Source organism: Imperialibacter roseus, from assembly GCF_032999765.1.
In the GTDB taxonomy this organism is placed as follows: domain Bacteria; phylum Bacteroidota; class Bacteroidia; order Cytophagales; family Cyclobacteriaceae; genus Imperialibacter; species Imperialibacter roseus.
Map to the genome: position 1 here is coordinate 1,313,539 of NZ_CP136051.1, position 11,396 is coordinate 1,324,934.

An 11,396-nucleotide genomic window follows, 5' to 3' on the forward strand; every position below is an offset into this window, starting at 1 on the left:
TCCCAAACCGGAAAAATCAAATCGTAATCCATCCAGTTAAGATTACCGTCAACTATCTCAAACTTCGTAAACAAATCCTTATTGAGATATCTTTTAACAGCGGGATGTTTGCTTTTGGTTAGAAAATCTTTGAAATCGACCACTTGGTAGTGCGGTCGCTAAAATGAATCCGAATGGTGTAGTCATTCACATACTCCGCCATCGAAACGCTCACAATAGCCTGGCTGCTTTCCTTCGTGTCGTCGGTGATAATCATCAGTTAAAAACTTGCAGACATAACACTATCAGTGCCGATTCTCAGGCTGTTGAGCCCAAAAGAGTGGATGGTCATGCCATCGTCTTCCGATTCTTTGAAAGTCAGCCACCTGGAGGTGCCGACTAGCTGAGGTGCTTCGGAAGGGATATAAATATCAAGTGTCACACTTTCCCAGCGACTGAACAGGAAGTTTTTCCAATGTTTGGCTTCAGGGTCGTCCAGTTTGATGTAAAGTGTTCCTTCTTCGGAAGAGAGATTGAGTTTGTCGAGCAAAGCGTTGTCGCCGATGATTTTGCCTTGTCCAACTCGTTGTGTATGTACCCTTACCTGACAGGGGATATCGATAATCAATTCGGTAAAGGCAGGCAGTGGTCGCTCGAGAACCTTCTCACTATCGCTGACCATCAGATGGTTGCGCTCCACCACTATGCAATACAGGATTGCAAGGGTAAAAAGTAAATAGGCCGCTAACTCTCTTCTTTTCAAAATGAATTGATTTTGCTTATTAGATGTCTAATTTGGTGTCAGGGTTGCATCTTCGGAAAGAAAAATAATGGGAACGCCTCCAATTCGCCTTCACGATACCTACTACCACGACAATTTTCTCTATGTGCTGGCTCATGTAGAAAGACTGTATGCATCCTTTTTGACTCCTTTTGAAACGGGATTCCTTTCCGACTTTCGTGCCTTAAGCATCAGTGCTCAGTGCCTTTACATCCGGATGGCCAACCGCAAAGGTCGGTTTTTTCGGCCATCTAAACTTATATATGCTGAGATAAAGGATACCGCCACTACCTGGCAAGAGTTACACAAGAATGGATTTATTTCTTCACCCGCAATCAACGACGAATGGGATGCGCTGGACCTGGTGAGACTTTTTACAGTGGGTGAGTTGAAGGAGGTGCTGAAAAGCGTGGGTGTGGAAGCGAAGCAGGCAAAGAGAGAAGAGTTGGTATTGCTGCTGTTTGAAACGTTTACATTGCCGAAGATGCGGGACAGGCTGCTTGAACTTGAAGAGGTAGTGGAGATGGGTAAGCTGGAACAATTGGAGATGATCAGGCTTTTCTTCTTCGGGCATCCGTGGGGCGATATGTCGCAGTTCGTGATTCGTGACATTGGCAATGCCAGGTTTGAAACTTACGACGAAGAGCTGTTCAAGCCGCAATTCAGAAGCTACGACGAGGTGAGCCAGCTGTTCGATTTGCACCAGCAATACCGGGCGCTAAAAAAGGCCATGCTCGTGGAGGATGAAACGTTGATCGATGAAGCTGTAGGTGCGCTGACCTACGTGCCCGAAAACCTGTCGCCGGTGGCGGAATCCATTGTGAAAAAATTCATCATGCGCACCGGCAAGTGGTATGAGCAAAATAAGTTGTTAGAAAGAGCCGCCATCACTTATTCGAGGCATTCGTTGCCGGAGTCGAGGGAGCGGCTGGTGCGGGTGCTGATAGGCCTTGGGAAAAAAGAGGAAGCGAAGGAAGTGCTGCAGCGAATTGCAGCCGAGCCGGAAACACATTCTGAGTGGCTTTTTGCCAGCGATCAACTGGTGAAGCTTTCAGGCACGAAGCAGGTGCTTACCACCACCAGGGTGATGAAAGAGGCGCCGGAGCTGATGGTGCCAAAGCCGGATGGAAGCCTGAACATCGAAGAGCATGTTTTGATTACGCTGAGGGAGCAAGGCTTTGAAGGCGCCCACACCGAGAACTATATCTGGCGCAGTCTGTTTGGCCTGGTCTTTTGGGAAGAACTCTACAGCCAGGAACGGGCGCTCATTCACCAACCTTTGCAGCGTGTGCCGCTCGACTTGCAGGATCGTCGTTATTTAAAAAGCCGTTACCAGGCCTTCGAACATTTTTTGTCTGTTTTTGAGAGTAAACAACAGTTGCAGGAAAAAGTGTATGTGACCATGCAGGCCAAGGAGAATATTGTTAACCCGTGGGTAGGCTGGCACCCTGATTTGGCTGCCCACCTGGAAGCACTATTTCGGCACCTAAGCCTTGAGCAGTTGAAAGAAATCTCGTTAGAAATGGCCCGCAATCCACTTGAAAATGGCACTGGTTTGCCCGATCTGTTTGTGTGGAATAGTGATGACTATCACTTTTGGGAGGTGAAATCTCCCACCGACCATCTATCGGCCCATCAGGTTTTTTGGATCAACTTCATGAAGGAGCATGGCGTGAAGGTAGAGGTGTTGAGAATCGTGTATAATTAATTCCTTTTTTACCGAACTTATCTACCACACTGATCCTTTCTTTTTTATATTGAAGCATAAATCCATTTGAATGAAGGTACTCATGCTGGGGTGGGAATACCCGCCCGAAATTTCCGGAGGATTAGGTGTTGCATGTCATGGCTTGACCCTGGGGCTGAGTGAGCAGAACGTGTCGGTGGATTTTATACTTCCAAAGGTCACAGCGAAGAAATCATGGAACAAGGTATCTCTCCGGGAGGCTGAAGAAGTGGAGTGGAAAAAGGTGCTGTCGGAAGAGCGGGAATGGTGGGAAGATGTGAAAGTGCTGGAAATTGGCTCCTATCTTTTGCCCTACTTGTCGGAAGAGCAGTTTGTTAAACAGCACGTCGTACAAAAACAAACAAAAGAGAAAACGGTATTAAAAGAAAAACTTGAACCACTTCGCAAAAAACTGAAAGGTGGCTACGGCCCCGATCTGTTCAATGAGGTGGTTAAGTATGCCATTATAGTGGGAGAGGAAGCCACAAAGTCAGATGCCGACGTTATCCATGCGCACGACTGGATGACATTCGAAGCAGGAGTAATGGCGAAGTCGGCCAGCGGCAAACCGCTGGTGGTGCACTGTCATAGCACCGAATTTGATAGAATGGGCGTGCATGTGAATCAGCACATTTACGACATAGAGCGCAAAGGATTTGAGGCAGCCGATGCGGTGATCACGGTGAGCCATCAGACCAAAGACCTTATCCACCTTCACTATGGCGTGAAGCTGGCTAAAATTCACGTCGTCCATAATGGGTATTTTCCTGTGGCGACTGCCAAGCCGCACAAGAGAAATACATTTAATGTTTCATTTCTGGGCAGGATGGTCGGGCAGAAAGGGCCGGAACATTTTGTGGATGTGGCCAGAGAACTCCTGCGCATGGACGACGCCTATAGATTTACCATGGCTGGTAGCGGCCATATGCTCGACGAGTTGAAAGAGAAGGTGTATAAAATGAATTTGTCGCACTATTTCAATTTTCCGGGCTTTCTGAACCAAAAGAAACTTCCACAGTTTTTTGCTGACACAGACCTCTTTTTGCTAACCTCTAACTCCGACCCATTTGGTATTGTGGCGTTGGAAGCTGTGAGTGCCGGCGTGCCGGCTGTTTTGTCTACCAAAGCGGGCGTTACTGAAGTACTCACCCATGCAGCGAAGTTTGACCCCTGGGATACCTTCTCCATCAAGAACTTCATCAGTGAGTTGAAGGGCGACCCAGCCAGGCTCAAAGCCTACACCAAAGCCCAGGAAAGCGACCTTAAAAAGGCTTCATGGCAAAGGATGGGTGAAGACGTGGTGAGTCTTTACAAGAAACTCATTTCGCCTAAATAGGCACTTTTAAGAGCTTATTTCCTGAAATTCAACTCAATAGGGTATTCCCAGCTTCTTATAAATGAAGTGCATCAGCCAGGCTGGCCCGATAAGGAGGAACTGCAGGTCTTTGAAAAACGACGGCTTTTTTCCTTCCACCTTGTGCCCGTAGAACTGCCCGATCCAGGCCACAACAAATATCCCCAATGAAATGGCCCAAAGAGGGGTAGCAAAAGTTTGGCTCAGGTAATTGGCCGCCACACAACAAACAGCAGCCACCGCAAGCATGCCAAAGGAGAGCGGAATAGAAAGCGTGATGTAGTAAATCAGCGTAATGGCCAGCAGAAGAGTGGCCCAGTTCACATAGGGATTGTCGCTGATGAAATTCTGCAAAAAGCCACTGGGGATAGACCAAATAAGCCCCACAATGCTAAAAAATATCAAAGGCACACAAATCCAATGAATGGCTTTATTGGTTACGTTTTGGTGGCTTTCGCCATACTCCGAAAGAAGGGCGTCTATTTTTCTCATAATGATCATTAGGGTTATGTTCTTCTAAAATACATAATCCTTTTGATATTTTAAGCCCATTTATCAACAAGGGGTGTCGGGTAATTGATCGATTCACTAGCTTGCAGCCAAACAAAACACGCTTATGTCATTAAGTTTTTGGGAAAGGCAATCGTTTCAAAACTGGGACTACATTGTGGTGGGCGGCGGTATCGTTGGTTTGAGTACTGCCATTAGTTTAAAGGAGAAAGCGCCTGGTGCTGACATACTTTTGCTGGAACGTGGCTTGCTGCCGTCGGGGGCCAGCACGAAGAATGCAGGGTTTGCCTGCTTTGGCAGCCTCACCGAATTGGTGGAAGATATCAAGATACTGGGAGAAGAAGGCTGCCTGGCACTTGTGAAACGCAGGTGGGCCGGACTCCAGAAGCTCAGACAGCGGGTGGGAGATGCCGGGCTTGGCTTTCAGCAAAACGGCGGATATGAGCTGGTGTCGGAAGGGGAGGTAAAATACCTTCCAGAAATACCAGGGGTGAATACGTTGCTGAAAAGCTTTTTTGGTATTGATGTATTTCAGGAAGATGTGCAGCTCGTTCAAAAGTTCGGTTTCCACAAGTCGGTAGTAAAAACGGTCATTGCCAATCCATTGGAAGGGCAGCTGCATACGGGCAGCATGATGCGAAACCTGTATCAGATCGCTGCTGCCAAAAAAATACACGTGCTGACCGGCTGCGAAGTAAAGCAGCATGAAGACCTGCAAAGCCATGTGGAGGTGTCTGCCTTTTCGCCTGGCACCAACACCGATATCACTTTCAAAGCCAAAAAGCTGGCTTTCTGCACGAACGCCTTTGCTTCACAGTACTTTCCTGAGTTCGACATTAAGCCAGGCAGAGGGCTTGTTTTTGTGACCGAGCCAATGAAACAGGTTCCTTTTCAGGGCACTTTTCACATGGATCAGGGCTTCTATTATTTCAGGAATGCCGGTGACAGGATTTTGCTGGGAGGAGGCAGGAACCTTGACTTTGATAAAGAAACTACCACCGACTTTGGCGTGAATGAGGTAATTTTGGCGGAGCTGAAACGACTGCTTGCCGAGGTGATTGCACCAGGCTCATCGCTGAAAATTGATCAGCAATGGTCTGGTATTATGGCGTTTGGGAAAACGAAGGAACCCATTGTAAAGAAGGTTTCTGACAACATAACCATTGGGGTGAGACTCGGTGGTATGGGGGTGGCCATTGGCACTTTGGTAGGGGAAGAACTTGCGGCGCTCGCTGGTAGTTGATAGTTGCACTAATCAAAGACAGAACCAAAACATTCGATGTAAAATATTTATACAAATGCAAAAGCGAGCCTCCCTTTTGATTTTTTACTATCTTCAAACCTTATTCATGTCGATATAAACCGTTTTTATGCAAAAAACGAAAGAGCCAACCCTTTGGCACGCCTTTATTCCAATCATTTTTCTTATTGTTCTGCTGTCTCTTAATGTTGTTATTTTTGGTGATGCAGCCCTCGATGGCTCCAACCAGATTGTACTGATTCTGGCAGCGGCTGTAGCAGCCCTTGTGTCTTCGAGGCTGGGAATTTCGTGGGATGATATGATTGACGGCGTGGTGAAAAGTATCAGCTCGGCTATGTCTTCGATCTTGATTCTTCTGCTCATCGGAGCGTTGGCAGGCACATGGCTTTTGAGTGGTATTGTTCCGGCCATGATCTACTATGGACTCCAGATACTCAATCCAACAATTTTTCTTTTTGCTGCATGTGTCGTTAGTGCCATTGTTTCTCTTGCCACAGGCAGCTCCTGGTCAACTATTGCCACACTAGGTGTTGCTTTGCTGGGTATTGGACAGGCGCTTGGGATATACGAGGGGCTGGTAGCCGGCGCCATCATTTCCGGTGCTTATTTTGGTGACAAAATGTCGCCACTTTCCGACACCACTAACCTTGCACCAGCGATGGCTGGCACTGATTTGTTTACGCATATCAGGTACATGGTGTACACCACCGTTCCTTCGCTCGCCATAACCTTACTCATCTATCTGGGAATTGGTGTATTCTCCTCGTCTGATGGAACGGTAAATGATATTGCACCCATTCTGGTTTCATTAAGTGATAAATTCGACATCAACGGGTGGCTGTTTATCGTGCCTGCCGCCGTCATCCTTATGATTGTGAGAAAAGTACCTGCTATTCCTGCCTTGCTGGCGGGCACCCTGCTTGGTGGTGTGTTTGCTTTCATCTTCCAGCCCGACATTATTTTGGAGGTGGCTGCCATAGAAGGGCCACTTTGGAAGCAAACCTATGTGGGAGTAATGAAGGCGCTATATACAGACATCAACGTGGTGACGGACAATGCCATGGTGAACGAATTGCTCTCAACCGGTGGCATGTCGGGCATGCTCAACACCATTTGGCTGATTTTGTGTGCAATGGTGTTTGGGGGCATCATGGAAGCCGGAGGTTTGCTGAAAAAGATTGCCTCTGAAATTATCAAGCGGGTGAATTCTACCTGGTCGCTGATTACGTCAACGGCTGCTACCTGCGTGTTTTTTAATATCACAGCTTCCGACCAGTACCTGGCTATTGTGGTGCCGGGAAGAATGTATGCAGATATTTACAGAGAAAGAGGCCTGATGCCAGAAAACTTAAGCCGAACGCTGGAGGATAGTGGAACGGTGACGTCGGTGCTGGTGCCGTGGAACACCTGCGGAGCCACTCAATCCACAGTGCTTGGTGTCGGCACCTTTATTTATGCGCCATATTGTTTTTTTAATATAATAAGCCCACTAATGACCGTTGCTTTTGCTGTGTTTAATATCAAAATCAGAAGGTACAAGGAGCAGAAGGAGGCAGTAGCTTAATGACCTTTCCAAAGAAAATTACGAAAGAGGAAATATTGCAATTACCCGAGTTTCGATTTGAAGGTAAGGTGCATGTGATCTCCAATGAGGCTGACATCAAAGACGCCACCACTGTATTAGCCAGGGAGAAACTTTTAGGCTTTGACACCGAGACGAAACCGGCGTTCAGAAAAGGCCAGTATTTCCCGACGGCGCTTGTTCAGTTTGCCACAGAAGAGGAAGCGTTTCTTTTTAGGATCAATCTCCTTGGCCCTCACTATCGGATTTACGACTTAATGGAGGACGAGTCAATCACTAAAATAGGTGTAGCCCTTCGAGATGATTTGGTAGATTTGAACAAGATCAGGCGATTTGAACCAGTGGGATTTATCGATCTTAACGAGGTGGTAAAAGAACTGGAGTTTGAAAACATGGGTGCCAGGAATCTGACTGGAATGATTCTTGGCAAAAGGATCAACAAAGCCCAGCAGACCTCCAACTGGGAAAACGAAGAGCTCACAAAGGCGCAGATCCACTATGCGGCCACTGATGCCTGGGTGTGCCGGGAGATTTACCAGGTGCTGAACAGCAAGGGCTATTTGTATTAGTTACGTGGCTTTTACCATGCGAACACCGGAAATGCCAGCCAATGCGAGCTTCTCTTTGAGCGGTTCCCCAGTGCCAACCTCAATAAAGCCCTGAAGTGAGCACGTTTCCTGGAATGTCTGATTTTGTATTTCCAGATTGAATTCTTTTGCAAGCCTCATCACCTCACTGGTCTGCTCATAGGTGAAGTCAATCATCACTTCGTCTTTGATGGTGGTCTCAATTACCTCAGCGGCATCAAGCGCCTCTTTTGCAGCCGTTTTGTAGGCAGTGATGAGCCCCGACACGCCCAGTTTGGTGCCTCCAAAATACCGTACCACCACCACAAGGGTGTTTGTCAGGTTTTTAGACCGTATTTGGCCAAGAATAGGGTCGCCGGCACTGTGATTAGGTTCGCCGTCGTCATTGGCTCTGTACTTCTCACTTTTGTTGCCGAGGATGTAGGCGTAGCAGTGATGCCGGGCATCATAGTATTGCTTTCTGAGGTCATCAAGCCTATTTTTGATATCGTCTTCCGTTCGCACTGGAAATGCATACGCCAGAAACTTACTGCCCTTTTCTTTGTAGAAACCTTCGGCTGTCGCTTTTATGGATTGAAAAGAAGGCACTTCACTAATGTTTTAAATAACCTTTGGCTTCTTTTTCTACTTCCTCAGTAGTGGCCCATTCAATGGCCAGGTTAAACTGCCCATCGGCAAGGTCGCTGTTGCCCTGGCTGCGGAAAATTCGACCCAAGCCCAGGTAGGCAAGGCTTTTGTAGTACTCTCCCTTAAATTCAAAAGTAGCCGACTCGCTCAGTGCCTTCTGGTAATAATATGTGGCGTCGGCCAAATTCGCAGCCTTCTTTTCCTCTATAATTCCCAGAAATAGATTGGCCGACATGCGGTAGTAAGCGTCTGAATTTGCAAGAAGCTCGTCGGCCAGTGGACTCACTTCCTTGTAGCGCCCATTCATCACCAGGGCCTCAGCGAGCTTTGTTTGGAAAAAGGGGTTTTTTGGATAGTCTTTATTAAGCCTTCTAAGGTACTTGAGGGCAGTTTCTGGATTGTTCTCGTACCGCAGGTAGATGTAGGACGTGTAAAGGTTAGCTTCCACCTTCGTCAGCACCCCTTGCCGACAGGCCTGGTCAAGCTGCTTAAGGCCCAGCTCTTTGTCCCCACTTTTAAAAAACCACAAAAATGGTTTGTAGATAGGATGCCTCTCAGGGTAGGTCTCTCTGAAATAATTGTACAAGCCAACGGTAAACAAAAACTCCGGGTTTTTGTCAGTCAGTTCGAACCCTTTTTTGATGAAATCATAAGTCTGTTTAGCCTCGCTGATGGCCTTCATGTAGCTGCCTTCGTCAGCGTAATATTCAGCTAATAGCCCCCTCGCCGACATTTCAAAGAAAATACCTTCTTCATTGTCAGCGTCCTCTTTCAATATTTTTTGCGACTTTTCAATTACCGCTTCAAGTTTTGCTATGTGGTCTTTGTAACCCGGAGAATGAACATTGAAAGGCATTTCCTGCCACGAAATGAAAAAGGCATCCAGCATGTCTAGTGCAGGATGGCCCGGCAAAGCAATTTTTATCTCTTTGTAAAGCACTCTGGCCTCATCAAATTCCATGTTGTAGATGTGATCCACGCACAGCTGCACTAATTTGATTTTACTCTTACTGCTAAAAAGCGGAAGCCTTTCCTGCGATGTTGCGGTGTGAGGAGGGGAGAGGATGACGAACAATAGAACAGTAACTAGCCCAAAGGTTGGTTTCATAAATGGCAGCAATAATCTTTCATTCAGTTGCAAAACTAAAAACTAAACGTCTAACTATGCATGAATTATGTAACGAAGCTTTTTTCTTTAGCAATAAGATGGTCAACGGAGGCTGGCGTCAAACATGAGTAACCCAGGTTGTATGGAGGTAAATTTCTATCAGAATGGAAAGGGCCTGGAAAAAAGGCAGTGGGCGTTTAATCCGTTGCTATTTCAGTCTATGGCATTTGTGGGAAACCAATTTCCTGATGGTGGGTATGTGTCATTTACTTTGGAGAGTGGTGGGGAGGTGCATGCCATCATTCATTTTTCTGTGGAAGAGAGTGGATGGGTTAGTTTACCTAAAAGCCCTTTTGGGGGGGTGTCGGCATCGGAGGAGGTTAATGAGCCAGATGTTCGGTTGCTCGCAAATGCAGTACTGAGGAAATCAGAGGGCAGGCCACTGACGGTTTTTTTGCCTTATACAGGTTACCTGTCCACAACCGGAAGCTGGTTTTCTAACTCTTTAAGAGAAGCAGGCTTTACTGTCGCATTCCAGGACACGCAGCAGTATATTGAAGTATCCGTCGAACGGTCGCTATCAGAGTCCATGCATGACAGCCAGCTGAGGAGGTTGGCGAAGTGTGAGAAAGCAGGCTTTCTTTTTGCTGAGGAGCCTTTTGAGCATCTAGCTGAGATTTATTCATTTATAGAGGCCTGCCGAACCGAGCAAAGTATTCCGCTGAATATCTCGCTTGAGGTTCTTCGGAAGTCATGGGTGAATATGAAAGGTAGTTACAATCTATTTGTTGTCAGAGATCAGGAAGAAGTGATTGCGGCGTGCATCACGGTAACTGTGTCCCGTGAAGTGCTTTATTACTTCCTGCCTGCGGCCAGTGCAGCCTATAGCCAATTTAGTCCGATGGTTATGCTTATTTTCAATCTTTACAAATGGGCGCAAAAGTCTAACTATAGATTGATTGACTTGGGAAGAGCCTCGATCGAAGGAGAAGTGCAAGAAGGACTTCGTGAATTTAAAGATAGGATGGGGGGGGTCAAAGGATATAGCGTTTGTTTAAGAAAACGATAGGTAGTCTTTGATTTTTTGGTATTCGTCAACATAGTCGAACGACTGGATATCTTCTTTTTAAATTTTGTAAACGTTTTCAAGTAGTTCGGGAGTGTAGTACATTCGGTAGTCGTCCTTTCGGGTTGCATTCAGCTTTGGGAGCGACACCCTCTACTTTCCCAGAAACTCTTTGATTTGCTGAGTGTTGGTTTCCAGCTAGAATAGCCTTATCGTTTTTGCCCGAAAGCTTTTGATGATCATTTGTTGTGGTTTTAATTGATCGATTAACAGTTGCCTGGGTATTAAGGAAATGCAATCAGCAAACTCAGTAAATGAATACTCTTGTCTGAATAAACCAAAAAAATAGCAATCATAGTTGCTCTTGAAAGAGTCGCTGGTTTTGTATGTATCGAGATATGCCGACACAAGCCTGGTAAATGGATTTCTAACAACACTAAAATACTCGGTGCCGCTCGGCAGAGGAGAGAGTTTTGTGGCTCTGAAGTAAAATGCAGCTCTCTCAATTTCTTCCTCTCTGTTGTCAATTTTCCCTGAGTTAATGTCTCCGTGCAGTAGTAAATAAATAATCGAAGAGCTTCCGGCCTTGGGTATCAGGAGATAAGCCACTTTCTTTTCAGGATCTGGAATTATATTTGGGTAGTAGAACAAACAGGACTTTATTATGGACAGGTTTTGAATAACTGATTTTAGAAAGACCGACTTACCCTGGTAGAAAGGTTACTCTTGACGGGAAACTGATAGCTTGCGTGTTCATCCGGTAAGCCAGTTTTATGCAGCTGATCGGGATGCCAACGCCTATCATAGTCTACAGT

At 46.4% G+C, this 11,396-nt stretch carries 12 protein-coding genes; 6 read left to right on the forward strand and 6 right to left on the reverse strand.

What is annotated here, in order from left to right; genetic code table 11:
* Window positions 1-118 precede the first annotated feature (118 nt).
* On the reverse strand, window positions 119-256 hold the full coding sequence (locus RT717_RS05690; RefSeq protein ID WP_317490771.1) for a hypothetical protein: 138 nt from the start codon (window positions 254-256) through the stop codon (window positions 119-121).
* A gap of 3 nt (window positions 257-259) precedes the next feature.
* Window positions 260-742 carry a hypothetical protein gene (locus RT717_RS05695; protein WP_317490772.1) on the reverse strand — a complete coding sequence of 161 codons (483 nt, stop codon included), beginning with the start codon at window positions 740-742 and terminating at the stop codon, window positions 260-262.
* Between the two features lie 67 nt (window positions 743-809).
* On the opposite strand from RT717_RS05695, the gene RT717_RS05700 reads away from it, so the two are divergent.
* Both RT717_RS05700 and RT717_RS05705 read left to right on the forward strand, forming a co-directional pair.
* Window positions 810-2,468, forward strand: coding sequence for a VRR-NUC domain-containing protein (locus RT717_RS05700; protein ID WP_317490773.1), 1,659 nt, complete (start codon window positions 810-812; stop codon window positions 2,466-2,468).
* A gap of 70 nt (window positions 2,469-2,538) precedes the next feature.
* Window positions 2,539-3,822 (forward strand): glycosyltransferase family 4 protein, encoded by a 1,284-nt coding sequence (locus RT717_RS05705; RefSeq protein ID WP_317490774.1) that lies wholly within the window; start codon window positions 2,539-2,541, stop codon window positions 3,820-3,822.
* A gap of 33 nt (window positions 3,823-3,855) precedes the next feature.
* Here the strand turns inward: RT717_RS05705 and RT717_RS05710 are convergent, their stop codons facing one another.
* On the reverse strand, window positions 3,856-4,332 hold the full coding sequence (locus RT717_RS05710; protein WP_317490775.1) for an Mpo1 family 2-hydroxy fatty acid dioxygenase: 477 nt from the start codon (window positions 4,330-4,332) through the stop codon (window positions 3,856-3,858).
* A 124-nt stretch (window positions 4,333-4,456) separates the two neighbouring features.
* Between RT717_RS05710 and RT717_RS05715 the strand changes: the two genes are divergently transcribed.
* The 3 genes from RT717_RS05715 (at window position 4,457) to RT717_RS05725 (ending at window position 7,762) form a co-directional block, all read left to right on the forward strand.
* Window positions 4,457-5,593 carry an NAD(P)/FAD-dependent oxidoreductase gene (locus RT717_RS05715; protein ID WP_317490776.1) on the forward strand — a complete coding sequence of 379 codons (1,137 nt, stop codon included), beginning with the start codon at window positions 4,457-4,459 and terminating at the stop codon, window positions 5,591-5,593.
* 127 nt (window positions 5,594-5,720) lie between these two features.
* Window positions 5,721-7,175: a Na+/H+ antiporter NhaC gene (nhaC, locus tag RT717_RS05720; RefSeq protein WP_317490777.1), complete on the forward strand. Its 1,455-nt coding sequence runs from the start codon at window positions 5,721-5,723 to the stop codon at window positions 7,173-7,175.
* The gene (locus RT717_RS05725; protein ID WP_317490778.1) at window positions 7,175-7,762 is read left to right on the forward strand and encodes a 3'-5' exonuclease; all 588 of its coding nucleotides are present in this window, start codon (window positions 7,175-7,177) and stop codon (window positions 7,760-7,762) included. Before nhaC ends, RT717_RS05725 begins: the two co-directional genes overlap by 1 nt.
* On the opposite strand, the gene RT717_RS05730 is transcribed toward RT717_RS05725, so the two are convergent.
* Both RT717_RS05730 and RT717_RS05735 read right to left on the reverse strand, forming a co-directional pair.
* Window positions 7,763-8,368, reverse strand: coding sequence for an IMPACT family protein (locus RT717_RS05730; RefSeq protein WP_317490779.1), 606 nt, complete (start codon window positions 8,366-8,368; stop codon window positions 7,763-7,765).
* A 4-nt stretch (window positions 8,369-8,372) separates the two neighbouring features.
* Complete coding sequence (locus tag RT717_RS05735; RefSeq protein ID WP_317490780.1) at window positions 8,373-9,515, reverse strand: tetratricopeptide repeat protein; 1,143 nt, start codon at window positions 9,513-9,515, stop codon at window positions 8,373-8,375.
* 142 nt (window positions 9,516-9,657) lie between these two features.
* Between RT717_RS05735 and RT717_RS05740 the strand changes: the two genes are divergently transcribed.
* Window positions 9,658-10,584: a GNAT family N-acetyltransferase gene (locus RT717_RS05740; RefSeq protein ID WP_317490781.1), complete on the forward strand. Its 927-nt coding sequence runs from the start codon at window positions 9,658-9,660 to the stop codon at window positions 10,582-10,584.
* A gap of 195 nt (window positions 10,585-10,779) precedes the next feature.
* Here the strand turns inward: RT717_RS05740 and RT717_RS05745 are convergent, their stop codons facing one another.
* Window positions 10,780-11,232 (reverse strand): sulfotransferase family 2 domain-containing protein, encoded by a 453-nt coding sequence (locus tag RT717_RS05745; protein WP_317490782.1) that lies wholly within the window; start codon window positions 11,230-11,232, stop codon window positions 10,780-10,782.
* Window positions 11,233-11,396 lie beyond the last annotated feature (164 nt).